The sequence below is a fragment of the Salipiger sp. 1_MG-2023 genome, assembly GCF_030547555.1.
Classification (GTDB): Bacteria; Pseudomonadota; Alphaproteobacteria; order Rhodobacterales; family Rhodobacteraceae; genus Salipiger.
Genome location: NZ_JAUOQN010000003.1, coordinates 72,681 through 99,234, shown reverse-complemented (window position 1 = coordinate 99,234; position 26,554 = coordinate 72,681). Strand labels below are relative to the sequence as shown.

Annotated in this window: 30 protein-coding genes; 11 read left to right on the top strand and 19 right to left on the bottom strand. The window is 64.5% G+C overall.

Going from position 1 to position 26,554, the window contains the following annotated elements; genetic code table 11:
- Nucleotides 1–6: 6 nt before the first annotated feature.
- From Q4543_RS02760 to Q4543_RS02745, 4 genes are all read right to left on the bottom strand, one after another.
- Nucleotides 7–249, bottom strand: coding sequence for an exodeoxyribonuclease VII small subunit (locus Q4543_RS02760; RefSeq protein ID WP_216003419.1), 243 nt, complete (start codon nt 247–249; stop codon nt 7–9).
- Nucleotides 246–1,172 carry a histone deacetylase family protein gene (locus Q4543_RS02755; RefSeq protein WP_303436228.1) on the bottom strand — a complete coding sequence of 309 codons (927 nt, stop codon included), beginning with the start codon at nt 1,170–1,172 and terminating at the stop codon, nt 246–248. Before Q4543_RS02755 ends, Q4543_RS02760 begins: the two co-directional genes overlap by 4 nt.
- Nucleotides 1,173–1,241: 69 nt before the next feature.
- Nucleotides 1,242–1,943: a response regulator gene (locus tag Q4543_RS02750; RefSeq protein ID WP_216003417.1), complete on the bottom strand. Its 702-nt coding sequence runs from the start codon at nt 1,941–1,943 to the stop codon at nt 1,242–1,244.
- The gene (locus tag Q4543_RS02745; protein WP_216003416.1) at nt 1,943–2,452 is read right to left on the bottom strand and encodes a MarR family winged helix-turn-helix transcriptional regulator; all 510 of its coding nucleotides are present in this window, start codon (nt 2,450–2,452) and stop codon (nt 1,943–1,945) included. Before Q4543_RS02745 ends, Q4543_RS02750 begins: the two co-directional genes overlap by 1 nt.
- Before the next feature lie 184 nt (nt 2,453–2,636).
- Between Q4543_RS02745 and Q4543_RS02740 the strand changes: the two genes are divergently transcribed.
- The 3 genes from Q4543_RS02740 to Q4543_RS02730 all read left to right on the top strand — a co-directional run bounded on the left by Q4543_RS02740 (nt 2,637) and on the right by Q4543_RS02730 (nt 5,521).
- Nucleotides 2,637–3,506, top strand: coding sequence for a branched-chain amino acid aminotransferase (locus Q4543_RS02740; protein ID WP_216003415.1), 870 nt, complete (start codon nt 2,637–2,639; stop codon nt 3,504–3,506).
- A 99-nt stretch (nt 3,507–3,605) separates the two neighbouring features.
- Nucleotides 3,606–5,090: an AMP nucleosidase gene (locus Q4543_RS02735; protein WP_216003414.1), complete on the top strand. Its 1,485-nt coding sequence runs from the start codon at nt 3,606–3,608 to the stop codon at nt 5,088–5,090.
- Between the two features lie 143 nt (nt 5,091–5,233).
- Nucleotides 5,234–5,521, top strand: a complete 288-nt coding sequence (locus tag Q4543_RS02730) for an HU family DNA-binding protein (RefSeq protein WP_216003413.1) — start codon at nt 5,234–5,236, stop codon at nt 5,519–5,521.
- 69 nt (nt 5,522–5,590) lie between these two features.
- On the opposite strand, the gene Q4543_RS02725 is transcribed toward Q4543_RS02730, so the two are convergent.
- From Q4543_RS02725 to Q4543_RS02715, 3 genes are all read right to left on the bottom strand, one after another.
- Nucleotides 5,591–6,289, bottom strand: a complete 699-nt coding sequence (locus Q4543_RS02725; RefSeq protein WP_216003412.1) for a GNAT family N-acetyltransferase — start codon at nt 6,287–6,289, stop codon at nt 5,591–5,593.
- Nucleotides 6,286–7,686, bottom strand: a complete 1,401-nt coding sequence (locus Q4543_RS02720; RefSeq protein ID WP_303436227.1) for an aspartate aminotransferase family protein — start codon at nt 7,684–7,686, stop codon at nt 6,286–6,288. Before Q4543_RS02720 ends, Q4543_RS02725 begins: the two co-directional genes overlap by 4 nt.
- A 230-nt stretch (nt 7,687–7,916) precedes the next feature.
- Complete coding sequence (locus Q4543_RS02715; RefSeq protein WP_303436226.1) at nt 7,917–8,732, bottom strand: zinc-ribbon domain-containing protein; 816 nt, start codon at nt 8,730–8,732, stop codon at nt 7,917–7,919.
- A 195-nt stretch (nt 8,733–8,927) separates the two neighbouring features.
- On the opposite strand from Q4543_RS02715, the gene Q4543_RS02710 reads away from it, so the two are divergent.
- The 4 genes from Q4543_RS02710 to Q4543_RS02695 are packed head-to-tail and all read left to right on the top strand — an operon-like array spanning nt 8,928 to nt 11,823.
- Nucleotides 8,928–9,605, top strand: a complete 678-nt coding sequence (locus Q4543_RS02710) for a cell division ATP-binding protein FtsE (RefSeq protein ID WP_216003409.1) — start codon at nt 8,928–8,930, stop codon at nt 9,603–9,605.
- On the top strand, nt 9,602–10,507 hold the full coding sequence (locus Q4543_RS02705; protein ID WP_216003408.1) for an ABC transporter permease: 906 nt from the start codon (nt 9,602–9,604) through the stop codon (nt 10,505–10,507). Before Q4543_RS02710 ends, Q4543_RS02705 begins: the two co-directional genes overlap by 4 nt.
- Nucleotide 10,508: 1 nt before the next feature.
- Nucleotides 10,509–11,234 carry a 1-acyl-sn-glycerol-3-phosphate acyltransferase gene (locus Q4543_RS02700; RefSeq protein ID WP_303436225.1) on the top strand — a complete coding sequence of 242 codons (726 nt, stop codon included), beginning with the start codon at nt 10,509–10,511 and terminating at the stop codon, nt 11,232–11,234.
- On the top strand, nt 11,221–11,823 hold the full coding sequence (locus tag Q4543_RS02695) for an MSMEG_1061 family FMN-dependent PPOX-type flavoprotein (protein WP_303436223.1): 603 nt from the start codon (nt 11,221–11,223) through the stop codon (nt 11,821–11,823). The genes Q4543_RS02700 and Q4543_RS02695 overlap by 14 nt, the downstream gene beginning before the upstream one ends.
- 84 nt (nt 11,824–11,907) lie before the next feature.
- Here the strand turns inward: Q4543_RS02695 and lpdA are convergent, their stop codons facing one another.
- The 12 genes from lpdA to Q4543_RS02635 all read right to left on the bottom strand — a co-directional run bounded on the left by lpdA (nt 11,908) and on the right by Q4543_RS02635 (nt 23,531).
- Nucleotides 11,908–13,302, bottom strand: a complete 1,395-nt coding sequence (gene lpdA, locus Q4543_RS02690) for a dihydrolipoyl dehydrogenase (RefSeq protein ID WP_303436222.1) — start codon at nt 13,300–13,302, stop codon at nt 11,908–11,910.
- A 95-nt stretch (nt 13,303–13,397) separates the two neighbouring features.
- Nucleotides 13,398–13,787 (bottom strand): MAPEG family protein, encoded by a 390-nt coding sequence (locus Q4543_RS02685; protein ID WP_303436221.1) that lies wholly within the window; start codon nt 13,785–13,787, stop codon nt 13,398–13,400.
- A gap of 4 nt (nt 13,788–13,791) precedes the next feature.
- Nucleotides 13,792–13,923, bottom strand: a complete 132-nt coding sequence (locus Q4543_RS02680; RefSeq protein ID WP_303436220.1) for an MAPEG family protein — start codon at nt 13,921–13,923, stop codon at nt 13,792–13,794.
- Nucleotides 13,920–14,156: a DUF3303 family protein gene (locus tag Q4543_RS02675; RefSeq protein ID WP_303436219.1), complete on the bottom strand. Its 237-nt coding sequence runs from the start codon at nt 14,154–14,156 to the stop codon at nt 13,920–13,922. The genes Q4543_RS02680 and Q4543_RS02675 overlap by 4 nt, the downstream gene beginning before the upstream one ends.
- Nucleotides 14,153–14,437, bottom strand: coding sequence for a hypothetical protein (locus Q4543_RS02670; protein ID WP_303436218.1), 285 nt, complete (start codon nt 14,435–14,437; stop codon nt 14,153–14,155). The genes Q4543_RS02675 and Q4543_RS02670 overlap by 4 nt, the downstream gene beginning before the upstream one ends.
- Nucleotides 14,438–14,492: 55 nt before the next feature.
- A complete protein-coding gene (gene odhB / locus Q4543_RS02665) occupies nt 14,493–16,001 on the bottom strand; it encodes a 2-oxoglutarate dehydrogenase complex dihydrolipoyllysine-residue succinyltransferase (RefSeq protein WP_303436217.1) in 1,509 nt (502 codons plus the stop codon).
- A 4-nt stretch (nt 16,002–16,005) separates the two neighbouring features.
- Nucleotides 16,006–18,975, bottom strand: coding sequence for a 2-oxoglutarate dehydrogenase E1 component (locus Q4543_RS02660; RefSeq protein ID WP_216003400.1), 2,970 nt, complete (start codon nt 18,973–18,975; stop codon nt 16,006–16,008).
- 187 nt (nt 18,976–19,162) lie between these two features.
- Nucleotides 19,163–20,047 carry a succinate--CoA ligase subunit alpha gene (gene sucD / locus Q4543_RS02655; protein WP_303436216.1) on the bottom strand — a complete coding sequence of 295 codons (885 nt, stop codon included), beginning with the start codon at nt 20,045–20,047 and terminating at the stop codon, nt 19,163–19,165.
- A 1-nt stretch (nt 20,048) separates the two neighbouring features.
- Complete coding sequence (locus Q4543_RS02650) at nt 20,049–20,471, bottom strand: hypothetical protein (RefSeq protein ID WP_303436215.1); 423 nt, start codon at nt 20,469–20,471, stop codon at nt 20,049–20,051.
- Between the two features lie 4 nt (nt 20,472–20,475).
- Nucleotides 20,476–21,669: an ADP-forming succinate--CoA ligase subunit beta gene (gene sucC, locus Q4543_RS02645; RefSeq protein ID WP_216003397.1), complete on the bottom strand. Its 1,194-nt coding sequence runs from the start codon at nt 21,667–21,669 to the stop codon at nt 20,476–20,478.
- Between the two features lie 301 nt (nt 21,670–21,970).
- The gene (gene mdh / locus Q4543_RS02640) at nt 21,971–22,933 is read right to left on the bottom strand and encodes a malate dehydrogenase (RefSeq protein ID WP_216003396.1); all 963 of its coding nucleotides are present in this window, start codon (nt 22,931–22,933) and stop codon (nt 21,971–21,973) included.
- Nucleotides 22,934–23,210: 277 nt separating this feature from the next.
- Entirely contained in the window at nt 23,211–23,531 is a 321-nt protein-coding gene (locus Q4543_RS02635) for a hypothetical protein (RefSeq protein WP_303436213.1), read from the bottom strand.
- A gap of 297 nt (nt 23,532–23,828) precedes the next feature.
- Between Q4543_RS02635 and Q4543_RS02630 the strand changes: the two genes are divergently transcribed.
- Genes Q4543_RS02630 through Q4543_RS02615 form a run of 4 tightly spaced genes read left to right on the top strand, consistent with a single transcriptional unit; the run spans nt 23,829 to nt 26,541 of the window.
- Nucleotides 23,829–24,680, top strand: a complete 852-nt coding sequence (locus Q4543_RS02630) for a CoA ester lyase (protein WP_303436212.1) — start codon at nt 23,829–23,831, stop codon at nt 24,678–24,680.
- Nucleotides 24,681–24,740: 60 nt separating this feature from the next.
- Nucleotides 24,741–25,286, top strand: a complete 546-nt coding sequence (locus Q4543_RS02625) for an NnrU family protein (RefSeq protein WP_303436211.1) — start codon at nt 24,741–24,743, stop codon at nt 25,284–25,286.
- A gap of 5 nt (nt 25,287–25,291) precedes the next feature.
- On the top strand, nt 25,292–25,495 hold the full coding sequence (locus Q4543_RS02620) for a DUF1737 domain-containing protein (protein ID WP_303436210.1): 204 nt from the start codon (nt 25,292–25,294) through the stop codon (nt 25,493–25,495).
- A complete protein-coding gene (locus Q4543_RS02615) occupies nt 25,495–26,541 on the top strand; it encodes a MaoC family dehydratase (protein ID WP_303436209.1) in 1,047 nt (348 codons plus the stop codon). Before Q4543_RS02620 ends, Q4543_RS02615 begins: the two co-directional genes overlap by 1 nt.
- The last annotated feature ends 13 nt before the right edge of the window (nt 26,542–26,554 follow it).

Here is a 26,554-nt window from a genome sequence, read left to right as displayed (position 1 = left end):
CAGGGCTTACAGCCCCTCGACGGTTTTCAGCCCGGCAGGCTCGCCGCCAGCATCAAGCTGGATCTGCGCGACCTTTTCCTCGGCGCTGTTCAGCTTGGCTTCGCAGTGCTTTTTCAGCGCATCGCCGCGCTTGTACAGCTCGATCGACGCTTCAAGCGGCACGTCCCCGCGTTCCAGCTTGCCGACCACCTGTTCCAGTTCGGCCATGGCCTGTTCGAATGTCATGTCCTCGACGGGCGCGTCGCTCATTTTCCTGCCTCGATCAGTTCTTCCACATGCGCGCGGCCCGAAGCCGCAAGCGCCGCCAGATCATAGCCGCCTTCGAGAACCGAGACCAGCCGCCCCCGGCAGTGTTTCGCCGCGATCTGGCACAGCGCACGGGTCAGCCAGCGGAAATCTTCGGTGTTCCAGTCCAGCTGGGCCAGCGGGTCGTCGGTGTGGGCGTCGAATCCGGCCGACAGGATCAGCAGATCGGGGGCAAAGGCGTTCAGCCGTGGAAACACCTGCGCCTCGTAGGCGGCGCGCATCTCGGCCCCGTCGCTGCCGGGGGGCAGTGGGATGTTGAGCACATTGCCGTGCCCACCTGTTTCGGTGGCATCGCCGGTGCCGGGCCACAGTGGGGACTGGTGCGAGGAGATGAGCAGCACGCGGTCTTCGTCCCAGATCAGATCCTGCGTGCCATTGCCGTGATGCACATCGAAATCCACGATGGCGACGCGGCTCAGCCCGTGATGATCCAGCGCGTATTGCGCTGCCAGCGCCGCATTGCCAAAGATGCAAAAGCCCATCGGGGTTTCGCGCTCGGCGTGGTGGCCGGGCGGGCGCACGCCGCAGAAGGCATTGGACACCTCGCGCGAGCTCACCGCATCCACGGCGCGGATCACCGACCCGGCGGCGCGGCGCGCGGCCTGCATCGAGCCGGGCGACATCCAGGTATCGCCATCCAGCTGCGTCTCGCCCTCGGCCGGTTCGGCGGCGGCGATCCTTTCGATGTAGCGCTGCGGATGAATGCGGCCGATGTCGGCATCGCTGGCCGGCGGCGCGGCAAGGCGCAGCAGATCCAGCGGTGCCAGCGCATGCAGCAGGTGTTCAAGCCGCGCCACCCTTTCCGGGTGGCCCTCTGGCGTGACATGGTTCAGACAATCGGAATGGCTGATGAGTGCGGTGGTCATGTCGATCCCTCCCTGATCGGCGCTGTCGCGATGAAACCGCAGAGCCGGGAGTCGAACAACAGGGAATCCCTAGTCGGGGGCCAGCATGTAGCCCGCGCCGCGCACCGTCTGAAGATAGCGCGGTTGCTTGGGGTCGGATTCAAGCTTGCGCCGCAGGCGGGTGATCTGCACATCGACGGCGCGTTCCTGCGCCTGCCCCTTGTCGCGGCCCAGCTCCTCGACCAGCTCGCTGCGGGTCAGCGCGACGCCGGGCTTGGCGGAAAAAATCCGCATCAGCTGGCTTTCGGTGGCGGTCAGCCGCACCAGATCGTCGCCCTGCCACATCTCGCCCCGGTCGATGTCATAGCGGATCGGGCCAAGCGTCAGCAGCTTGGGGGCCGAGGCATCGCTGGGCGGCTCGGGCATCCGGCGCAGGATCGCAGCGAGGCGCAGCAGCAGCTCCTTGGGTTCGAACGGCTTGGGCAGGTAATCGTCGGCCCCGGCCTCGTAGCCCTTGATGCGGTCCTCGGTCTCGCCGCGGGCGGTCAGCAGCATGATCGGCGTGGTGCTGGTTTCGCGGATGGCGCGGGTCAGGCTGACGCCATCCTCGCCGGGCATCATCACATCAAGCACGATCATGTCGAAATCGAGCCCCTTGAGAATGCGCCGCGCATGGGCTGCATCGCGGGCCGCCGTGACAAGGAAGCCGTTGCGGATCAGAAATTTCTGCAACAGCTGGCGGATGCGCTCGTCGTCATCGACAACGAGGATATGGGCGTCTGGTTCGGCCATCAGCGGGTCTCCCTCAGGCCTGAATAATGCCGTTGCAGATCCGGGTCCATCATCGCTTCGAGAACCTTGCGAAATCCGGCGACCGCATCGGGGCCAGCCTGCCGGTAGGCGGCGCGCATCCGCGCCCGCTGCGCATCCGACAGCCGGTGTTCCAGCTCGCGCCCATCGGCGGTGAGGAACAGGTGCCGCTCGCGCTTGTCGGCGCGCCCGACGCGGCTTTCGACAAGGCCGTCTTCGATCAGGGTGCGCAGCACGCGGTTGAGCGATTGCTTGGTGACGCCAAGGATCGACAGCAGGTTGTTCACCGTCGTGCCGGGCACGATGTTGATGAAATGGATTGCCCGATGATGCGCGCGCCCGTATTGCAGCGTCGACAAGATGCGGTCGGGATCGGCGGTAAAGCCGCGATAGGCAAAGAACATTGCCTCGATGCCTTGGCGCAGCTGTTCGTCGGTGAGAAAGAGCAGGGATTCCCCCACATGCCCTTGCGTTCCCGGCAGATCCGCCATCTTTGCCTCATCCTTCATCAGGTTTAGCACGGAGTTTAAGTCAGCCTTATTGACATTCCAAGACCCAACTGCTAGCGAGGCGCAGTTTTTGCGAAATTAAATATCCAAACCAGGTGTTTCTTCGCAATAAACGTAAATTCGAACGATGCCACACGACATATACCACGCCAAAGGAGATAGAGCGATGGAAGGTGCATATGACGACCGCGACGGCAAGATCTGGCTGGACGGCGCGCTGGTGGATTGGCGCAAGGCGCAGGTGCACGTACTGACCCACGCTCTGCATTACGCCTCTTCGGTGTTCGAGGGCGAGCGCTGCTATGATGGCAAGATCTTCCTTGGGCACGAGCATTCCAAGCGCCTGCGGTTTTCCGCTGGCGAGCTGGATTTCGAGATCCCCTACAGCGCCGAAGAAATCGACGCCGCCAAGGAAGCCGTGCTGCAGGCCAACGGTTTTACCAACGCTTATGTCCGCGCCGTGGCGTGGCGCGGCGCTGGCCCCGACATGGGCGTTGCCTCCTCGCGCAACCCCGTCCGCATGGCGATTGCCGCGTGGGAGTGGGGCAACTACTACGGCGACGCCAAGCTCAAGGGTGCCAAGCTGGACATCGCGCGCTGGAAGCGCCCGTCGCCCGAGACCATCCCGGTGCACGCCAAGGCCGCCGGTCTGTACATGATCTGCACCATGTCCAAGCACGAAGCCGAGGCGCGGGGCTGCTCTGATGCGCTGTTCATGGATTACCGCGGCTATGTGGCCGAGGCGACCGGGGCGAACATCTTCTTCGTCAAGAATGGCGAAGTGCACACTCCGCTGGCGGATTGCTTCCTCAACGGCCTGACCCGGCAGACGGTCATCAAGCTGCTGAAGGAAAAGGGCATCACCGTGCACGAGCGGCACATCATGCCCGAAGAGCTGGAAAGCTTCGAGCAATGCTGGCTGACCGGAACCGCCGCCGAGGTCACCCCGGTCGGTTCGATCCGCGATTACAATTTCGAGGTCGGCGCGCTGACGCTGGACATCCTCGACACCTACGAAAAGCTGGTGCGCGCCTGAGCGGACCATCGCGCCCCCGATCGCGGGGGCGCGTTTCCTGCCTTGTACGCCCTCGCCTGCGATGCCAGTTTGCCCGGTAACACCAGAGAAGGGCGCACGATGCAGGACACCACGCAACCGCTGAAGATCGTCACGCCGCAGGCCCCCGCGCCCGAGCTGTTTACCGACGCGGATGCCGCTGTTGATCGGTTGTGCGCGCTATACGATCTGGCCATCGGCTTCTTGCATGATCGCTTTCTGGAGGCGATGGCGAGCGGCCATCCGGGCACCCGCATCCGGGCCTATTACCCGGAAATCCGCATCACCACCAATTCCTATGCCAAGGTCGACAGCCGCCTGAGCTTTGGCCATGTCTCGGCGCCGGGCACCTATGCCACCGGGATCACCCGGCCAGACCTGTTCCGGCATTACCTGAGACAGCAGATCGCGCTGCTGATGGAAAGCCATCAGGTGCCGGTGCAGGTGGGGATCTCGGATACGCCGATGCCGGTGCATTTCGCGGTGTCGAACTATCCCGATATCGCGGTGCCGCAGGAGGGTGCGTCCGAATTCATCCTGCGCGATGTCTTCGATGTGCCGGACCTGAACATCACCAACGACGATATCGTCAACGGCGTGGCGCTGCCCGCGCCCGACGGGGCAGAGCCGCTGGCGCCGTTCACCGCGCAGCGCATCGATTACAGCCTTGCACGGCTGGCGCATTACACCGCCACCGATCCGGGGCATTTCCAGAACCACGTGCTGTTCACCAACTACCAGTTCTACGTCAGCGAATTTGAATCCTATGCCCGCGCCCAGCTGGCCGACCCGGCGAGCGGCTACACCAGTTTTGTCTCGACCGGCAATGTCGAGATCACCGACCCCGAGGCGGTGATCCCGCCCAGCCTCAAGATGCCGCAGATGCCGACCTATCATCTCAAGCGGGCGAATGGGAACGGCATCACGCTGGTCAACATCGGGGTGGGGCCGTCGAATGCCAAAACCGCGACCGACCACATCGCCGTGCTGCGCCCGCATGCGTGGCTGATGGTGGGGCATTGCGCCGGTCTGCGCGCCTCGCAATCGCTGGGGGATTTCGTGCTGGCCCATGCCTATCTGCGCGAGGACAAGGTGCTGGATGACGACCTGCCGGTCTGGGTGCCGATTCCCGCGCTGGCGGAAATTCAGGTGGCGCTGGAACAGGCGGTGGCGCAGGAAACCCAGCTGGATGGCTATGATCTGAAGCGGATCATGCGCACCGGCACCGTGGCCTCCGTCGACAACCGGAACTGGGAATTGCGCGACCAGTCCGGCCCGGTGCAGCGGCTCAGCCAGTCGCGCGCCGTGGCGCTGGACATGGAAAGCGCCACCATCGCGGCGAACGGTTTCCGCTTCCGGGTGCCCTATGGCACGCTGCTGTGCGTATCCGATAAACCCTTGCACGGAGAGCTGAAATTGCCCGGAATGGCGTCTGATTTCTACAAGACGCAGGTCGCGCGGCACCTGATGATCGGCATTCGCGCGATGGAGCGTCTGCGCGGAATGCCGCTCGAACGGTTGCACAGTCGCAAGCTGCGCAGCTTTCAGGAAACAGCTTTCCTCTAGATCGGCTGAGATCGCGGCTTTCATGGGCGAAAATCTGTGTTTTCCCCTTGCAAACCGCCCCATTCCATTGTGTTTGAACACGACATGATGACTATTCTAATAAGAAGCCCCCAACCACTACGGGCAGTCAAGGAGACCATGAAATGGCGAAACCGATGACCAAGACCGAGCTCGTGGCCGCTCTGGCCACCGAGATGGACGCGGACAAGAAAACCGCTTCCGCCGCGATCGATGCGATCACCGGCATCATCACCAAGGCCGTTGCCGAAGGTGGCGCCGTGACCCTTCCGGGCGTTGGCAAGATCTATTGCAAAGAGCGCCCTGAGCGCATGGTGCGCAACCCCGCCACCGGCGAGCAGTTCAAGAAAGACGCCGACAAGCAGGTCAAGGTGACCATCGCCAAGGCTCTGAAAGACAGCGTCAACGGTTGATCCGCCAAGCGGTCCCGCAGACAGAAAAAGGACCGCCCTCGGGCGGTCCTTTTGCATTTGTAGCGGATGTCAGATCCGCCCGAGCGCGGTGATCTGATAGCCGTCCGCGTCGAAATTCGCCGGGTCGAGCCAGTGTTCGAACCGCGCCTTAAGCGCCGGCCATTCGCTGTCGATCACCGAGAACCACGCGGTGTCGCGGTTGCGCCCCTTGACGATGACCGCCTGCCGGAACGTGCCTTCATAGCTGAAGCCCAGCCGCTGCGCCGCGCGGCGCGACGGCGTGTTCAGCGCGTCGCATTTCCATTCGTAGCGGCGATATCCCAGCGTATCAAAGGCATTGGCCATCATCAGGAACATCGCCTCGGTGGCGGCGGGGGTGCGTTGCAGGCGCGGCGACATGTGGATGAAGCCGACTTCGATCGCGCCATTGGCCGGATCGATCCGCAGATAGGAACAAAAGCCCAGCGGCGTGCCATCCGGCGCGCAGATGGCGAAATACAGCGGGTCTTCGCTGGCGCTGGCCTGCGCGGCCCATGCGGCGGCATCGGCGTGGTCTTTGAACGGGCCGCGCGGCAGGTAGGTCCAGCCGCGTCCGTCGCGGTCTTCGGCAAAGGCCTCGAACAGGGCCGGGGCGTGATCGGGGGTCAGTGGCTCAAGCCGGACGAAGGCGCCGGGCAGTGCGCTGCGGCTTGGCCGAGGGCGGGGAAACACTCCCGCCACCGGCGTGCCGACCGGCTGCCCGAAATCGTTCATCCGGCTCAGGCTCATCCGAAGACCTTGCCGAGGCTCACGTCGACTGCGGCAACGATGGCGTCGACCTCTTCGGGTTTGATGATCAGCGGCGGCGCAAAGCACAGCACGTTGTTCAGGCCGGGGCAGGAGCGGTTCGACGCGCCGATGATCACACCCTCGGCGCCGCAGCCGGCAACCACCGCGCCGATCTGCGCTTCGCTCACGGGCTCCTTGGTGTTGCGATCCTTGACCAGCTCGATGCCGAGGAACAGCCCCTTGCCGCGCACATCGCCGACAACCGCGTGCTTTTCCTTCAGCGCCTCGAACTTGCCAAGCATGTAGGCGCCCATCTCGGCGCAATTCTCCAGCAGGTTCTCGTCTTCGATGATGCGCATGTTCTCCAGCGCCGCTGCCGGGCCACCGGTGCAGCCGCCAAAGGTCGAGATGTCGCGGAAATGGTCGAGCGGATCGCTGGCGTTGTCCTTGAACAGGTCAAAGACCTTTTCACTGGTCACGCAGCAGGCGATGGCGGCATAGCCTGAAGCGACGCCCTTGGCCATGGTCACGAAATCGGGCTCGATGCCGTAATGCTGGTAGCCGAACCAATGGGTGCCGGTGCGCCCGATGCCGCAGACGACCTCGTCGATGTGCAGCAGGATGTCGTATTTGCGGCAGATTTCCTGCACGCGGGGCCAGTAACCTTCGGGCGGCACGATGACGCCGCCGCCCGCGGTGATCGGCTCGAGGCACAGCGCGCCGACAGTGTCGGGGCCTTCGCGCAGGATCACCTCTTCGATGGCGTCGGCGGCGCGGCGGCCATAAGCCTCGCCCGACAGATCGCCCCAGCCCTGATCGGCGGCGCGGTATTCAAGGCAATGCGGCACCTCGACAAAGCCGGGCGCAAAGGGGCCGTATTGCACGTTGCGTTCGGTCTGCCCGCCCGCCGACATCGTGCCGATGGTGCTGCCGTGGTAGTCGCGGTTGCGATACAGGATCTTGTGCTTCTTGCCGCCATAGCGCTTGTGGGCGATCTGGCGCACCATCTTGAACGCTTTCTCGTTCGCCTCGGATCCCGAGCTGGTGTAATACACCCGGCTCATCCCCGGCATCTTGGCGATCAGCTTTTCCGCGAAAAGCGCACCGGGGATGGACCCGGCGGCGGCGGCGAAATAATTCACCTTCATCAGCTGTTCGGACATGGCATCAACGATGGTTTGCCGCCCGTAGCCGACGTTGACAGTCCAGACCGCGCCGGACACCGCGTCGATGAATTCGCGCCCGTTCTGATCCCAGACGCGCAGGCCCTTGCCCTCGACAATGATGCGCGGGTCGCTGGTTTCAAACGCCTTGTGCTGCACGAGATGGTGCCAGACGTGTGCCTTGTCGGCCTCCACCACGTGGCTGAGGTCGTTCTGGGTGCGGGTGCCGTCCATGCTGTTGTCTCCGGGAATGTGCCTTGCCGGCGCTGCCGCCGGTTCGGGCGCGATGATAGCACAGCTTTGCCTGAAAGACGCAACACCGCGGGCGGGGAATTTCCGCGATGCACGGCAGGTTTGCTGCGCTACGCGGCGCTTGCAGGCAAATGATCCAGACCCGCCCGGGCAGGACGGTTTCGGCGGGCGCGCGATGGTGCCATTCTTGTGCAGGGGCGGACGCCCGCGCGCTACAGCGCAGACGCTTCCGAACTCATGCCGTCGAGCATCTGCAACAGCGCGACGATCTGCCCGTCGAGCCAGTGCCGCAGACCCGTGATCGCCCCGACATAGGGGTCAAGCACCGTGCCAAGCGCGGGCACCATGGCGATCAATGTCGGTGCGATCGCGTAAAGCAGGACCGCAAGCACCACGGCGACAATCGCCAGCCTGAAGCCTTTGCCAAAACCGTCGCGCTCGGCGCTCATGTCTTCCGCGAGGGCGGCGCGGCCCTGCGGAGTCGACATGTCGCGCCCGCCGCTTGTGCGTCGCTCCGGGGTCGCGCGTAGCGTCTGGTTGATTTCTTCGATGTCGGGCAACAGGTCGCGCCGCGAATGGGCGGCGGTGCTGGCGGCGGGGGCTTCGCCCTTGATCTGTGCCAAGCGCTCGCGCGACTCGCGGGCGCGGCGGGCGGGCTCGTCTTCGTCCGGTTCGCTCAGCCCAAGGTCGGGCTGGGTTTCCAGAGATTCCGCTTCGGCGATGCGCTGACGCTGTTCGCGTTCGGCCTCTTCGCGCAGCACTTCTAGCACGGATGGGTCAAGGCTGCGCGGCTGGCGCTGCGCGTCCGGCTCCGGGGCGAAGTCGGTTTCGGGCTCTGGGTCTTGTACAGGCTCGGGCCCGCTGTCCCAGCTGTCGTCGGTGGAGGTGGCGTCGGCAGGCAGCTTGTCGGGAGGATCCTGAAACCAGGTGTGCCCGCAATTCGAACATTGCACATCGCGCCCGCCCGCAGGGATGACGTTGGTCGGTACCTCGTACTGCGCATCGCAATTCGGGCAAATCAGCCGCATCTGGTCCCCATGTTGCTGCGCGCCAACCGGCGCCATGTTCCTTTGCAAACACTAGGTTGCTGCCCAAAGCGGGGAAAGCCCAATTTCCACACCCCCGGCGGATTGCATATGTGGCGCGGCTCATGCACAACAGGCCGTGGTTTTCGCCCCGCCCCGCAGACCGGGGTGCGGGCCGCAGGGGCAGGACGACACACCGTGATCGAGCTGGAGAACGTGGCGTACAGCTATGGCGGCGCAGAGCTGCTGAGCGAACTCTCGCTACAGCTTGCCCCCGGCTCGTTCCATTTCCTGACCGGCCCGTCCGGCGCGGGCAAGACCACCTTGCTGAAACTGTGTTACGGCGCGCTGCGCCCGACGGCGGGGCAGGCGCGGATCTTTGGTCAGGACGTGCGGCAGATGGATCGCGACGCCATCGCCATGAGCCGGCGCCGCATCGGCGTGGTGCATCAGGATTGCGCCTTTCTGGATCACCTCCCGCTGAATGAAAATGTGGCGCTGCCGCTGACCGTCTCGGGCGAGGGCTTTTCGCAGCAGGATGAGAATCTGCGCGAATTGCTGGCATGGGTCGGGCTGACCGAACGCGCCAACGCGCTGCCGCCCGAGCTGTCGGGGGGCGAGCGTCAGCGCGCCGCGCTGGCCCGCGCGGTGATCATGTCGCCCGAGGTGATCCTTGCCGACGAGCCGACCGGCAACGTCGACTGGGAGATGTCGCAGCGCCTGTTGCAGCTGCTGATCGAGCTGAACCGCATGGGCAAGACCATCCTGATCGCAACCCATGACCTGTCGCTGATCCGCGCCGCCAAAAGTCAGGTTCAGGCGCGGGTGCTGCGCATTGCCAACCGGCGCATCACCGCTGCGGGGGCCGACCTGTGAACCTGACCCTGCAGACCTTGCGTGCGCTAGCACGGGGCGACAGCGCCGCAGACCGGGTGGTGCCGCCGACCGGGTTTACCGCGCGGCTGACGCTGTTCGTGGCCGCGGCGATGGCGTTCCTTGCGGTGTTTGCGCTGGCGTTGTCGCTGGCAGCGGGGCGGCTGGCCACCAGCTGGGGAAACGAGCTGGCGCGCTCTTCGACGGTGCGCATTTCTGCCCCGGCGGGGCAATTGGCGGCGCAGACCTCGGCGGCGCTGCGGCTGCTTCAGCAGACCCCCGGCATCGAGTCGGCCCGCGCGCTGAGCGAGGCCGAACAGCAGGCGCTGCTTGAGCCGTGGTTCGGCCCGGACGTGCCGGTTGACCAGTTGCCGGTGCCGCAGCTGATCGAAGTGCAGGAAACCGCGCGGGGCTATGATCCGGCGGGGCTGCGCCTGCGGCTTCAGGCCGAAGTGCCGGGCGCGGTGCTGGACGATCACGCCCGCTGGCGCAAGCCTCTGGCGCAGGCGGCGTCTCGGCTGAACCTGCTGGGATGGGGCGCAGCGCTGTTGATCGCAGCGGCGGTGGGCGCCATGGTGACGCTGGCCGCAAACGCCGCGCTTGCGGCCAATGCACAGGTCATCGCGGTGCTGCGCCTTGTTGGGGCCACCGACAATTACATCGCTCGCGCCTTTGTGCGCCGCTTTGCCCTGCGCGCGCTGATGGGCGCGGCTGCGGGCACGGCGCTTGGCGTGCTGGCGGTGATGCTGATGCCGTCGGGGGGCGAAACATCGGGCTTTCTGACCGGGCTGGGCTTTCAGGGCTGGCATTGGGGCGTGCCGCTTCTGGTGCCGCCGCTGGCCGGTGTCGTGGCCTTTGTCGCAACCGCCGTCGCCGCGCGGCGCGTACTAGCAGGACTAAGCTGACATGTTGCAATGGATTCGATCCTATGCGTTTCTCATCGCCATGTACGGGGGGATGGCGGTCATCGGGCTGGGGCTGTTCCCATGGGCGCTGACCTCGGAACACGCCGCCCGCCGCGTCGCCAAGATCTGGTGCCGCTGGACGCTGTGGTGCGCCGCGTGGATGGTCGGGCTGAAGACCGAAGTGCGCGGCGAAATCCCGACCGGAGAGGTGCTGATCGCCTCCAAGCACCAGAGCTTTCTTGACATCATCATCATCTTCGACGCGGTTCCGGCGGCCAAGTTCATCATGAAGCGCGAGCTTCTGTTCACCCCGGTCGTCGGGCAATATGCCACGCGCATCGGCTGCGTTCCGGTGGATCGCGGCAAGAAGGGCGCGGCGATTGCCGGGATGCTGCGCGCCGCCAAGGCCAGCAACGAGACGCATCCCGGGCAGCTGATCATCTATCCGCAGGGCACCCGCGTGGCGCCGGACGTCAAGGCGCCCTACAAGGTCGGCGCGTCGCTTCTGCATGGCTATCTCAAGCAGACCTGCATTCCGGCGGCCACCAATGTCGGGCATTTCTGGCCGCGCCTCGGGGTCTATCGCAAACCGGGTCTCGCGGTGATCGAATTCCTGCCACCCATCGGCCCCGAAGTGGTCAAGGCCGAGTTCCTGAGCCATCTCGAAGAGGTGGTCGAAACCGCCAGCGACCGGCTGCTGAAAGAGGCACGCGATGCGGCGCGTTGACGACATCGCCGCGCTCGAGGCGCTCTACGCCGCTCCGGCAGGCGCGGCGCTGCGCAAGGTCGCAGGGCGGCTGACCCCGGCCTACCGGCGCTGGATCGCGGCGTCGCGGTTCTGCGTGCTGGCCACCTGCGGCCCCGAGGGCATGGACGCCAGCCCCCGCGGCGACGATGGCCCGGTGGCGCTGGAACTTGACGCTGGCACGCTGGCACTGCCCGACTGGCGCGGCAACAACCGGCTCGACAGCCTGCGCAATATCGTGCGCGACGGGCGAATTGCGCTGATGTTCATGGTGCCCGGTGACAATGTGGTGGTGCGGGTGAACGGCCGGGCGTGGCTGACCGACGACGCGGATCTGTGCGCACGCTTTGAACAGGCGGGGCGGCACCCGGTCACGGTGATCGTCATCGAGATCGGCGAAGTCTATGCGCAATGCCCCAAATCGCTGCTGCGATCCGGGCTTTGGGGGCGCGATGACAGCGCCGAGGTGCCGAGCCTCGGCGAGATCCTGTCGGAAATGACCAGCGGTGAGATCGACGCCAGCGCCTGGGATCGCGATTACCCCGACCGGGCGCGCAGCACGCTCTGGTAAGCGCCGGCGCATTTTCCCCCGCAGGCCCAAGAGAAAAAGGCCCCGATCCGGGTTGGATCGGGGCCTTTTCCGTCACTGTCGCGATCAGGCGTGGATGGCGCCGTCGCCGCAGGCCAGCGCCGCCTCGCGCACCGCTTCGGAGAAGGTCGGGTGGGCGTGGCAGGTCAGCGCCAGATCTTCGGCCGAGCCGCCGTATTCCATCGTCACGCAGACCTCATGGATGAGATCGCCCGCCGACGGGCCGATGATGTGGCAACCAAGGATGCGGTCGGTCTCCTTGTCGGCAAGGATCTTGACGAACCCTTCGCCCGCGAACACCGCCTTGGCGCGGCCATTGCCCATGAACGAGAACTTGCCAACCTTGTAGGCGCGGCCCTCGTTCTTGAGATCGGCCTCGGTCTTGCCGACCGATGCCACTTCGGGCCAGGTGTAGATCACGCCGGGGATCACGTCGTAATTGACGTGGCCATGCTTGCCCGCGATGACTTCGGCGCAGGCCATGCCTTCATCTTCGGCCTTGTGGGCGAGCATCGGGCCGGTGATGGCATCGCCGATGGCGTAAATGCCCTTGACCGAGGTCTGCCAATGGCCGTCGGTCTTGATCTGGCCGCGGTCGGTGGTGGCGATGCCAAGCGCGTCGAGGCCAAGGCCATCGGTGTAGGGCTTGCGACCGGTGGCGACCAGCACCACATCGGCGTCGGCGGTATGCTCGCTGTCATCCTTGCGCAGTTTGTAGGTGACCGTCGCGCCGGCATCGGATTTTTCGACGTTCGAGACCGCTGCGCCAAGGGTGAATTTCAGCCCCTGCTTGGTGAGCATCTTCTGAAGCGTGCGCTGAACCTCGGGGTCCATGCCGGGGGTGATGGCGTCGAGATATTCGATCACCTCGACCTCGGCGCCAAGGCGGGCGTAGACCGAGCCCATCTCCAGCCCGATGACACCCGCGCCGATGACGATCATCTTCTTGGGGATCTCGCCCAGCGTCAGGGCGCCGGTCGAAGTGACGATGGTTTCCTCGTCGATGGTGACATCCGCACCGGGCACCGACGCCGGGGCAGAGCCGGAAGCGATGATGATGTTCTTGGCGCTATGGGTCTCGTCGCCAACGGCGACCTTGCCGGCCTCGGGGATGGTCGCCCAGCCCTTGAGCCAGTCGATCTTGTTCTTCTTGAACAGGAATTCGATGCCCTTGGTGTTCTGGCCGATGACGTCATCCTTGTAGGACAGCATCTTGGCCCAGTCGACGGTGGGTGCATCGGCGTTCAGGCCCATGGCGGCAAAATTGTGCTGGGCTTCGTGCAGCTGATGGCTGGCGTGAAGCAGCGCTTTGGACGGGATGCAGCCGACGTTGAGGCAGGTGCCGCCGAGGGTCTCGCGCCCTTCGACGCAGGCGGTCTTGAGGCCCAGCTGGGCGCAGCGGATGGCGGCCACGTAGCCGCCGGGGCCTGCGCCGATGACGATGACGTCGTACTCTGCCATGGGATGTCCTTTCCTTTGTGTTCTGTCTGGGAGGGGGCGCTGCCCCCGTCCGCGTGCCGCGGACTCCCCCGGGATATTTTTTGGCCAGAAGAGGCCTAGAAGAGTGCCGCGACCAGCATGATCGCGGTGGCGAGAAACCCGACCATCCAGATCAGTGAGCGCCATGGCGCCCAGCCGAAGAGATAGGCGGGGATATAGAGAAGGCGGGCCATCAGGTAGAGGGCGGCGGCGGCGGCGGTCAGGCCGTCGCCCCTGTCGGCCCATGTGACGGTGAAGACGGCGATCGAGAACAGGATCAAGCCTTCGAAATGGTTGTTCATGGCCCGTTGGGCGCGCCCGGCGGCCCCGGTCAGCCCAAGCCCCTCGTCGCGCGGCGAGGCGGCGTAGTGCGCGCCGACCTGACGCTGTGCCAGCACGGAAAACAGGCCCATTTGCAGGATCTGCAAGAGTGCGGCGAAGGTCAGGGCTGTGAGTTCCGGGGTCATGGTGTCAGGCAAAGCTCAGCAGGATCATGGCAAGGCAGCATCCGAGCCCAGCCGTGACGATAAGCGAGCGCCATGGCACCCAGGCAAACGCGTAGGCGGGCCGGTAAAGCGCCCGGGCGGCGAGAGCGGCGGTCATGCCGTCCTCAGGAAATGGGCAGCGCTGGGGGCGTGGCCGAGCGATCTGGCCTTGGTCAGCCAGGATTTGGCCTTGGCCGGGTCGTTGACTTCGAACAGCAGCCAAGTGGCGTTGCCTTCGGACTCGGTCCAGCGTTGCAGCAGGGTGAGGCCGGCATTGGCGCGGTTTTCCGCGTCGGCGTCGAAATGGGCGGTGTCGAAGGTCATGTGCTGGGTGAGAAGCTGGATGCTCATGCGGTGATCTCCGGTATGGACGGGTGCCGGGCGGTGTCTTCGATGAAACCTTGCCGGATCGCGGCGTCGCGACAGTGGCACAACGCATCGGCCATCGCTCGGTTGCGCACCATGTCCCTGAGCGCCGTCTGCGCCACTGCCACGATCTGCGCCCCTGCCATGAACTGCGACGATGCCGAGCGGTCTGCGGCGAGCCCATCGAGCGCTCCAGGCGCAGCATCGCAGCCATCGCTCAGCTTTTGGAGGTCTTCGATGATCTGGATGCGGGCACGGCGCGGCATGGAGCCTTCTCCGAAGGGGGGATCCCGGGCGGGCGATACCGCCCGGGACGCCGGATCACAGATCCATCAGCAGGCGGCGCGGATCTTCGAGCGCTTCCTTGACGCGCACGAGGAAGGTCACGGCGCCTTTGCCGTCGACGATGCGGTGATCGTAGGACAGTGCGAGATACATCATCGGGCGGATCTTGATTTCGCCATTGATGACCATCGGGCGGTCCTGGATCTTGTGCATCCCGAGGATACCCGACTGCGGCGGGTTCAGGATCGGCGATGACATCAGCGACCCGTACACACCGCCGTTCGAGATGGTGAAGGTGCCGCCCTGCATTTCCGCCATCGACAGCTTGCCGTCACGGGCGCGCTTGCCCTTTTCAGCAATCTCGCCTTCGATCTCGGCAAAGGACTTCTTGTCGACGTCGCGCAGAACCGGAACCACAAGGCCCTGCGGCGTGCCAGCGGCGATGCCCATGTGCACGAAGTTCTTGTAGACCACATCGGTGCCGTCGATCTCGGCGTTGACCTCGGGGACCTCTTTCAGAGCGTGCACGCAGGCCTTGGTGAAGAACGACATGAAGCCAAGGCGCACGCCGTGCTTCTTTTCGAACAGGTCCTTGTACTGGCTGCGCAGCGCCATCGTCTCGGTCATGTCCACCTCGTTATAGGTGGTGAGCATGGCGGCGGTGTTCTGCGCATCCTTGAGACGCCGGGCGATGGTCTGGCGCAGGCGGGTCATCTTGACGCGCTCTTCGCGGGCCGCATCCTCGGCGGGCGAGGGCGCGCGCGGCGCGGCTGCCGGTGCGGCGGGGGTGGCTTTCGCGGCGGCGATGGCGGCGCCGACATCGGCCTTCATCACGCGGCCATCCTTGCCGGTGCCCTGTACCTGCGACGACGACAGACCGGCCTCGGCCATCGCCTTTTTGGCGGAGGGCGCATCCTCGACATCGGAGCGGCCCGACTTCGACGGCTCGGCTGCCGGGGCGGGGCTGGGTGCGGGGGCTGCGGCTGCGCCGGCGCCGCTGGACAGGATCGCCAGCTTGCCGCCAGCTTCGACGGTGTCACCCTCGGGGGCGAGGATTTCGGTCAGGGTGCCCGATGCGGGGGCCGGAACCTCGACCGACACCTTGTCGGTTTCCAGCTCGCAGAGCATCTCGTCCTGAGTGACGCTGTCGCCGACCTTCTTGAACCATGTCGAGACGGTCGCCTCGGACACCGATTCACCCAAGGTCGGGACCATCACGTCGACCGGCGCCGCAGAGCCGGATTCGGCTGCGGGCGCGGGCTTGGACGAGGAGGGCCGCAGTTCGACATCGGCCGAACCGGCTTCGCCGGCCGGGGCGACATTGGCGAGCAGAGCGTCGACACCGACGGTGTCGCCTTCCTGGGCCACGATGTCTTCGAGGATGCCTTCGACCGGCGAGGGCACCTCGACGGTGACCTTGTCGGTTTCCAGCTCGCAGAGCATCTCGTCAACCGCCACCGAGTCGCCCGGTTTCTTGAACCAGGTCGCCACGGTCGCCTCGGTTACGGATTCCCCGAGCGTGGGGACGCGCACTTCGGTCGTCATCTGTTCAGTTCCCTTCGATGGTCAGCGCTTCGTCGACGAGCGCCTGTTGTTGTGCCTTGTGCTGGCTGGCCAGACCCGTTGCGGGCGAAGCCGAGGTGGCGCGGCCCACGTAACGCGGCCGCTTGTGGGTCGCGTCGATGCGGCCCAGCACCCATTCGATGTTCGGTTCAATGAAGGTCCATGCGCCCTGGTTCTTGGGCTCTTCCTGACACCAGATCATCTCGGCGCCGGAGAAGCGTTCCAGCTCCTTGACGAGGCTGAGCGCCGGGAACGGGTAGAATTGTTCGACCCGCAGCAGGTAGACATCATCAATGCCGCGCGCATCGCGCTCTTCGAGCAGGTCGTAATAGACCTTGCCCGAACACATCACCACGCGCTTGATCTCGGCATTGGGCTTGAGCTTGGTCTGCGAGCTGCCCTTTTCCGCATCGTCCCAGAGAACGCGGTGGAAGCTCGACCCGGTGACGAAATCCTCGGCCTTGGACACCGCGAGCTTGTGACGCAGCAGCGATTTCGGCGTCATCAGGATCAGCGGCTTGCGGTAGCTGCGGTGCAGCTGACGGCGCAGGATGTGGAAATAGTTCGCCGGGGTCGTGCAGTTCGCCACGATCCAGTTGTCCTGCCCGCATTGCTGCAGGAAGCGCTCCAGACGGGCCGAACTGTGTTCCGGCCCCTGACCTTCGAAGCCGTGCGGCAGCAGGCAGACAAGCCCCGACATCCGCAGCCATTTGGATTCGCCCGAGCTGATGAACTGGTCGAACATGATCTGCGCGCCATTGGCGAAATCGCCGAACTGCGCTTCCCACAGGGTCAGCGCGTTGGGTTCGGCCAGCGAATAGCCATATTCAAACCCCGACACCGCGTATTCCGACAGCGCCGAGTCGATCACCTCGTAGCGGGCCTGACCCTCGCGGATGTTGTTGAGCGGGTAGTAACGCTCTTCGGTGTCCTGATTCACCAGCCCGGAATGGCGCTGCGAGAAAGTGCCACGGGTGCTGTCCTGACCGGACAGGCGCACCGGGTAACCTTCGGTCAGCAGCGAGCCAAAGGCCAGCGCTTCGCCGGTGGCCCAGTCAAAGCCCTGTCCGGTTTCGAACATCTTGGAGCGCGCATCAAGGAAGCGGCCGATGGTCTTGTGCAGCGGGAAGCCTTCGGGCGGGGTGGTCAAACCCTTGCCGATTTCCGCCATGGTTTCGGGCTTGATCGCGGTTTCGCCGCGCTGGTAGTTGCCTTCCTTCTGCCGGTCGAGATGCGACCAGCGCCCATCCAGCCAGTCGGCCTTGTTGGGCTTGTAGGTCTTGCCAGCCTCGAATTCGCTGTTCAGGTGGGCCTGGAACTGCGCCTTCATATCCTCGATCTCGCCCTCGGGGATGAGGCCGTCCTTGACGAGGCGGTCGGTATACAGCGTCAGCGTGGTCTTTTGCTGCTTGATCTTCTTGTACATGAGCGGGTTGGTGAACATGGGCTCGTCGCCCTCGTTGTGACCAAAGCGGCGGTAGCAGAAGATGTCGATGACCACGTCGTTGCCGAACTTCTGGCGATACTCGGTCGCGACCTTGGCGGCGTGCACAACCGCTTCGGGGTCATCGCCGTTGACGTGGAAGATCGGTGCCTCGACCACCAGCGCGTTGTCGGTGGGGTAGGGCGAGGAGCGCGAGAAATGCGGCGCGGTGGTGAAGCCGATCTGGTTGTTCACCACGATATGGATGGTGCCGCCGGTGCGGTGACCGCGCAGGCCCGACAGCGCGAAGCATTCCGCCACCACGCCCTGACCGGCAAAGGCCGCATCGCCGTGCAGCAGGATCGGCAGCACCTTGGTGCGCTCGACATCGCCGAGCTGATCCTGCTTGGCGCGGACCTTGCCGAGAACCACCGGGTTCACCGCCTCGAGGTGGCTGGGGTTGGCGGTCAGCGACAGGTGCACCGGGTGGCCATCGAATTCGCGGTCCGACGAAGCGCCGAGGTGATATTTCACATCGCCCGAGCCATCCACATCGTCCGGTTTGAAGCTGCCACCCTGAAATTCGTTGAAAATCGCGCGGTAGGGCTTGTTCAGCACGTTGGCCAGAACCGACAGGCGGCCCCGGTGCGGCATGCCCATGACGATCTCGGTCACGCCAAGGTTGCCGCCGCGCTTGATGATCTGCTCCATCGCCGGGATCAGGGATTCCCCGCCATCAAGGCCAAAGCGTTTGGTGCCCATGTACTTGACATGCAAGAACTTTTCAAAGCCCTCGGCCTCGACCAGCTTGTTGAGAATGGCGCGGCGCCCCTCGCGGGTGAACTTGATCTCGCGGCCGTAGCCTTCGATCCGTTCTTTCAGCCAAGCCGATTGCTCAGGGTCGGAAATATGCATGTATTGCAGCGCGAAGGTGCCGCAATAGGTGCGCTTGAGCACGCCCATGATCTCGCGCATCGACGCGACCTGAAGACCCAGCACGTTGTCGATGAAGATCGGCCGGTCCATGTCGGCCTCGGTGAAACCATAGGCCTTGGGGTCAAGCTCGGGGTGCGGCTCGCGGCCGTGCAGGCCCAGCGGATCGAGATCGGCGGCAAGGTGGCCCCGGATGCGGTGGGCGCGAATGATCATCAGCGCCCGGATCGAATCCAGCACGGCGCGCTTGATCTGGTCGTCGGAAACCTTGACTCCGGTGGCGGCGGCCTTGTCGGCGATCTTCTTGCCGGCGCCCTTGGCTTCGGCGATGGGCATCACCGGCCATTCGCCGGTCAGGGCGGCGGTGATGTCGTCAGTCGGTGCGGGCGGCCAGTCGGCGCGCTGCCACGACGCGCCTGCCGCCTCGGCCTTCACGTTGGTCTCGTCATCGCCCAGAGCCTTGAAGAAATCCGCCCATGCCTCATCGACGGCTGCGGGGTCGTTGGCGTACCGCGCATACATCTGTTCGAGGTATTCGGCATTCACACCCTGCAGGAAGCTCGAGGCGTGAAACTGGTCGTTCGGGCTTTGATCCGTCATCGCACGTTTCCTTGGTTTGGCCGGGGCCCATCGCGGACTGGCCGTTTAGCAACGGGAGAGAGACCCTTTTGCACAAGGCCCCTGTCGCGATGCTCTGCCTTCTTCGTGGAAGGGCAAGATCTTCCCGTGCCCTTCCACATAATCCTGACCGCGGCGGACGCAAGCGACCGCCGCAAGGAAGCACTGCTTAAGCTTCCATCGCCTTAACAACGGCTTCGCCCAGCGTTGCGGGGCTGTCGGCAACCACGATCCCGGCGGATTTCATTGCCTCGATCTTGGATTCCGCATCGCCCTTGCCGCCGGCGACGATCGCGCCCGCGTGGCCCATGCGGCGGCCCGGAGGGGCCGTGCGGCCCGCGATGAAACCGGCGATCGGCTTCCAGCGGCCCTTTTTCTTCTGCTCGGCGATGAACTCGGCGGCCTCTTCCTCGGCGGAACCGCCGATTTCACCGATCATGATGATGGATTCTGTTTCCGGGTCATCAAGGAACATGTTCAGCACGTCGATGTGCTCGGTGCCCTTGATGGGGTCGCCGCCGATGCCGACAGCCGTCGACTGGCCCAGACCCAGATCGGTGGTCTGCTTGACCGCCTCATAGGTCAGCGTGCCCGAGCGGGACACGACGCCGACCTTGCCGCGCATGTGGATGTGGCCGGGCATGATGCCGATCTTGCATTCATCGGGGGTGATGACGCCGGGGCAGTTCGGCCCGATCAGACGGGACGAGCTGTTCACCAGCGTGCGCTTGACGCGCATCATGTCGAGAACGGGAATGCCCTCGGTGATGCAGACGATCAGCGGGATCTTGGCGTCGATGGCTTCAAGGATCGAGTCAGCCGCGAAGGGCGGCGGCACATAGATCACCGAAGCGTTGGCTTCGGTCTTGGCCACGGCTTCGTGGACCGAGTTGAAGACCGGCAGGCCGAGGTGTTCCTGACCGCCCTTGCCGGGGGTCACGCCGCCGACCATCTGGGTGCCATAGGCGATGGCCTGTTCCGAGTGGAAAGTCCCCTGCGAGCCGGTGAAGCCCTGGCAGATGACTTTGGTATTCTTGTCTACGAGTACGGACATTTCAATGTTCCTCGAAGTGCGACCTGACAAAGTCCGCATCGTCGGACTCTATCGAGGTAATCTTGTTGAGTGCGTGTGTGTAAAGGGTCTTGCCGACAGGGGCTTCGGGGCCCGCCTCGTCGCTGTCGCGATGGACGGCAAGCTGCGCCAGTGTCAGCGACCGCGCAGGCGCGCCGCTGACGATCTGAACGTCGAGCACCAGTTCCTTGTGCTCGCCCGGTCCTGTCTTGTTCGGAAAGCTCTCGATCCGGGCCGCGGCGATGGTCCCGAAGGCGGCCAGACCGTGCCAGCCGGACGTCTCTGACGTCCAGACGAAAATTTCATCCCCCTCGGCCACCGCCGCCTGCTTGTAGGGGCGCGCATGGATCTGCGCGCGCCCGTCAGCGACGGTGAGCGGAGGGTCGATTTTCGCGATCAGTGCCATCCGTTCAGCCCTTCACGGCTTTCACGATCTTCTCGGCGCCGTCGGACAGGTTGTCCGCCGCGATCACGTCCAGGCCGGACTCGTTGATGATCTTCTTGCCCAGATCGACGTTGGTGCCTTCAAGACGCACAACCAGCGGAACCTTGAGACCGACCTCTTTCACCGCGGCGATCACGCCTTCGGCGATGACGTCGCAGCGCATGATGCCGCCGAAGATGTTCACGAGGATGCCTTTGACGTTGGGGTCAGAGGTGATGATCTTGAACGCCTCGGTCACCTTTTCCTTGGTGGCGCCGCCGCCAACGTCGAGGAAGTTGGCGGGCTCTGCGCCATACAGCTTGATGATGTCCATCGTCGCCATGGCAAGACCCGCGCCGTTCACCATGCAGCCGATTTCGCCGTCAAGCGCGATGTAGTTCAGATCGTGCTGGCTGGCGGCGAGCTCCTTGGGGTCTTCCTCGGATTCGTCGCGCAGGCCCATGATGTCGGAATGACGGTAGAGCGCGTTGGAATCGAAGCCGGCCTTGCAGTCGAGGCACTTCAGGTCGCCGTCGGTGGTCAGGATCAGCGGGTTGATTTCCAGCATCTCCATGTCCTTGTCGACGAACATGCGATACAGGTTGCCGATCAGGGTGGTGCACTGGCGCACGGCCTTGCCGGTCAGGCCCAGCTCGAACGCGACGCGGCGACCGTGGTAGCCCTGATAGCCGATGGCCGGGTCGACCTCGAAGCTGAGGATCTTCTCGGGGGTCTTGTCCGCGACTTCCTCGATGTCCATGCCGCCTTCGGTCGAGCAGACGATCGACACCCGCGAGCTGACGCGATCGACCAGCAGCGCGAGGTAGAATTCGGAGGTGATGTCCGAGCCGTCTTCGATGTAGATGCGGTTGACCTGCTTGCCCGCCGGGCCGGTCTGGTGCGTGACCAGCGTGTGGCCGAGCATGCGATTGGCTTCCTCGGCGGCCTCTTCGACCGACTTGGCCAGACGGACACCGCCCTTTTCGCCAGCGCCGGCTTCCTTGAAGCTGCCCTTGCCGCGGCCACCCGCGTGGATCTGGGCCTTTACGACCCACAGAGGTCCGTCCAGTTCGCCAGCCGCCGCCTTGGCTTCGTTCGCACTCAGCACGACACGGCCGTCCGAGACCGGGCAGCCATAGTCGCGCAGAAGCGCTTTCGCCTGATATTCGTGGATGTTCATGGAAGACTCTTCCCGTCTTGCTGCGATTTCGTTGCCGGGTATACGCAGGGTTCCCCGCTCCCGTCAGTGGAAATATCGTTAGAAAGCACCAATTGCGAGGGTTTTCTGCGGTTTGTGATCACAGGTTTTGGGCGTGTGATCACAAGTGTCGGCGAGCTGTTGCCGATGTTAGCGCACCCGGCCGCGAATCACCCATTGCGCCAGCCGCTGCCCATTTCGGCGTCAGTTCGATGGCGAACGACAGGCACGAAAAAGCCGGGGCGCGCTGGCGCACCCCGGCTTTACAGTCATTCGAAACGGATCAGGCGAGCGAGCCGTCGATGCCCTTGCAGGCCTCGACCAGACCCTGGACGGCCTTGACCGACACGTCGAACATCTCTTGCTCGTCCTTGTTGAGCTTGATGTTCAGGATCTTCTCGACACCGCCGGCGCCGATCACCGTGGGCACGCCCACGTACATGTCGGACACGCCAAGGTCGCCGTCGCAGTAGGCGGCACAGGGCAGAACGCGCTTCTGGTCCTTGAGATAGGCTTCGGCCATCTCGATCGCCGAGGTCGCGGGCGCATAGAAGGCCGAGCCGGTCTTCAGCAGGCCGACGATTTCAGCGCCGCCGTCACGGGTGCGCTGCACGATGGCGTCGAGCTTGTCCTGCGTGGTCCAGCCCATCTCGATCAGATCGGGCAGCGGAACGCCGGCAACGGTCGAATAGCGCACCGAGGGAACCATGGTGTCGCCGTGGCCGCCAAGCACGAAGGCGGTGACGTCTTTCATCGACACGTTGAATTCCACCGACAGGAAGTGGCGGAAGCGCGCCGAGTCGAGCACGCCGGCCATGCCGCAGACCTTGTTCGCGGGCAGGCCCGAGAACTTCTGCAGCGCCCAGACCATCGCGTCGAGCGGGTTGGTGATGCAGATGACGAAAGCGTCCGGAGCGTTGTCGCGGATACCTTCACCGACGGCTTTCATCACCTTGAGGTTGATGCCAAGCAGGTCGTCCCGGCTCATGCCGGGCTTGCGCGGCACGCCGGCAGTGACGATGCAGACGTCTGCACCGGCGATGTCGGCGTAGTCGTTGGTGCCTTTCAGCGTCGCGTCGAACCCTTCGGAAGGTCCGGACTCGGCGATGTCGAGCGCCTTGCCTTGGGGGGTGCCTTCCGAGATGTCGAAGAGGACGACGTCACCCAGCTCCTTCAGGGCCGCGAGGTGGGCGAGCGTGCCGCCAATCTGTCCCGCGCCAATCAGGGCGATCTTGGGTCTTGCCATGGATCTAATCTCCGCTCCATTTGTCAATTCCGCTGATTGCGTAAGGGTTTGGCGCATTGCGCGCAAGGGTGCTACTGCGGACGGCGCGCGCGAAATATGGGCACTCAAGCGAAGTTGATTGCGCTAAAGACAACCAAATCCAAGCGTTACAGTGGTCGATGCGGATGAAAAAGCCCCGCCGTTTTCGCGTGGCGGGGCCGTCATGGCGCTGTTTCAGGGCGTTTTGGCATCGCTGCGGCAGGGCCGCGATCACGATTCTCAGGAGGTGTCACCCGGGTCAGGCATCTTTTTCCGGAGCGGAGAGCATCTCGGCCATGGTCTCGAACGCCTGACCGCTGGCGACGAGGCAGGTCATTCCTGCGGTGGTGGTGACCGTGATCGTCCATGTGCCGGTCTGCTCAGAGGCAAACACCTCCATCACCGCATTGTTCGACCCAAGGCCGATGCTGCGTTGGGTCTCGCCGTATTTCTGCGCAAGCTTTTCGACCACCTGCTGGCGCGGGGCGCAGGCGTTTGGCTGTCGGGCGCGGGCCGGACCCGCGATCAGGACGGCGGTGGCGGCCGCCAGAAGTGCCATGGATGCAATCGTCTGTTTCATCTTGTGCCCTTTCGGCTGTGACGCAGCTGTTTGCGCCTTTCCGCGCCGCAGCGTCTGTCGTGCCCTCGGTGTCCGCTGGCCTCCGCTCCCGGGCAGTCAATTTCTGGCCTGCCTCTAGGGAAAGCTTGGGAGTCATATGCTGAAGAAAGGTTAACGACCTGCCCCTGGCAGCGTGGATTCGCGCAACAGCGTGGTTACGTGCGGCTTTTTTCTGCGATGCGGCGCAAATCATCTTGCATCATTCGCAAATAAATGCCCTTTAACGCGCAACATTATTACCTATCGAGGAGGAAGCCCATGGATCTGCAAACCCGCCCCTTCCGGTCTGTGCTGTACATTCCCGGGTCCAAGGATCGTGCGCTGGACAAGGCGCGCAGCCTGCCGGTCGATGCGATCATCTTCGATCTCGAAGACGCTGTGTCCCCCGGTGAAAAGCCCGCGGCGCGCGAGACGCTGGCGGAGGCGCTGGCCAGCGGCGGCTATGGCAATCGTACCCGGATCGTGCGGATCAACGGGCTTGATACCGAGTGGGGCGAGGCCGACGCGCGCGCGGCCGAGGCGATGGATTGCGACGTGGTGCTGCTGCCCAAGGTCGAAAGCCCCGAACAGCTTGACGCGCTGGCAAAGCTTACGACCAAGCCGCTCTGGGCGATGATGGAAACGCCGCGCGGTATGCTGAACGCCGCCGCGATTGGCGCGCATCCGCAGCTTTGCGGCATGGTGATGGGCACCAACGACCTTGCAAAAGAGCTCAACACCCGGTTCCGCGCCGATCGTCTGCCGATGATCACCTCGCTGTCGCTGTGCCTGCTGGCCGCCAAGGCCACCGGCTGCGTCATCGTCGATGGTGTCTATAATGCCTTCAAGGACGAAGGCGGCCTGAAGGCGGAATGCGATCAGGGCCGCGACATGGGCTTTGACGGCAAGACCCTGATCCACCCGGCGCAGGTCGACATCGCCAACGCCGCCTTTGCCCCGAGTGAGGCCGAGATCGACACTGCCAAGCGCCAGATCGCCGCCTTTGAGGATGCCGAGGCCGCGGGGCAGGGGGTGGCCGTCGTCGATGGCAAGATCGTCGAGAATCTGCACGTGGTGACGGCCAGAAGCATCCTCGCCAAGGCCGATGCCATCGCCGAAATGGCGCGCTAATCGGTTGCCGCCCCGCGCGATTGCCCGCAGGGTGGCCCGGACCATACAGGGAGACCTTTCATGATCCTGCTTATCCTCGGCGTGGCGCTCTGGTGGGGCGCGCATCTGTTCAAGCGCGTTGCCCCGGCGCAGCGCGCCGCCATGGGCGCCAAGGGCAAGGGCGTCGTGGCGCTGGCGCTTGCCGTTTCGATCCTGCTGATGATCTTTGGCTACAAGGCTGCCAACGGCGCGGTGTTCTGGGGGCGCCACCCGGCCACCGTGGGCATCAACAACCTGATGATGCTCGTGGCGCTGTACCTGACCTCGCCCGGCCCCAAGAAGGGCGCGCTGCTCTACCGGATGCGCCATCCGATGCTGACCGGCTTCCTGCTGTGGACCGTCGCGCATCTTCTGGTGAACGGCGACGTGCCGTCCTTCGTGCTGTTCGGCGGGCTGGGACTGTGGGCCATCACCGAAATCATCGTCATTAACCGTGCCGAGCCCGGCTGGACTCCGCCCGCCAAGGGCAGCATCGCCAAGGATGCGATGTTTGCCGCGATCAGCGTCGTGCTGTTGCTGGTCATCGGCCTGATCCACACATCTCTTGGCTACCCAACATTCGGATAAGACACATGAAACTCTATCGCTTTTTGTCCGAGGACGACACCTCGGCCTTTTGCCACAAGGTCACCGCCGCGCTGAACGCCGGGTGGGAGCTGCATGGCGATCCGACCTATGCCTTCGATGCGGCCAATGGCGTGATGCGCTGCGGGCAGGCGGTGACCAAGGAGGTCGCTGGCACTTACACCCCCGACCTCAAGCTCGGAGCGCAGTGATGGGCAAGGCCACCCACGCCAAGACCAACCCGGGGCGTTTCTTCGAGGATTACGCCGTTGGGCAGGTCATCGAGCACGCCGTGCCGCGCACCGTGGGGCAGGGCGAGCGGGCGTTGTACCATGCGCTGTATCCGGCCCGCCACGCGCTGTATTCCTCGGATGAATTCGCGCGCAGTTGCGGGCTGCCGGGCGCGCCGCTGGATGATCTTGCGGCGTTTCACGTGGTGTTTGGCAAGACCGTGCCCGACGTGTCGCTGAACGCCGTGGCGAACCTTGGCTATGCCGAGGGCCGCTGGCTGGCGCCGGTCTATTCCGGGGATACGCTGCGCGCGTCGTCCGAGGTGATCGGGCTGAAGCAGAATTCCAACGGCAAGACCGGGGTGGTCTATGTGCGCACCCGCGGCAGCAACCAGCGCGGCGAGACCGTTCTGGAATATTGCCGCTGGGTGATGGTGCGCAAAGGCGATGTCGATGCGCCTGCACCTGCCGCGGTGGTGCCGGACCTTATGAAAGCGCTCACGGTCGACGATTTGACCCTGCCCGAGGGGCTGGATTTCAGCACTTACGACTTCACGCTGGCGGGCGAGCCGCATCGCTGGGGTGACTACGAGATCGGCGAGACCATCGACCATGTCGACGGTGTCACCATCGAGGAAGCCGAGCACATGCTGGCCACGCGCCTGTGGCAGAACACCGCCAAGGTGCATTTCGACGCCACCTTCCGCCCGGATGGCCAGCGCCTGATCTATGGCGGTCATGTCATGTCGATGGCGCGGGCGCTGTCGTTCAACGGTCTGGCCAATGCGCAGATGATCGTCGGCCTGAACGGGGGCGCGCATGCCAACCCCTGTTTCTCGGGCGATACCATCAAGGCCTGGAGCGAGGTGCTGGACAAGGCGGAAACCCCGGCCCCCGGCGTGGGCGCGATCCGCCTGCGGCTGGTGGCGACCAAGGGCGGCGCGCCCTTTGCGCTGCGGGGCGAGGATGGCAAGTACCTGCCCGATGTGTTGCTCGATCTCGATTACTGGGCGCTGATGCCGCGATAGGTCGCAGGCCCGG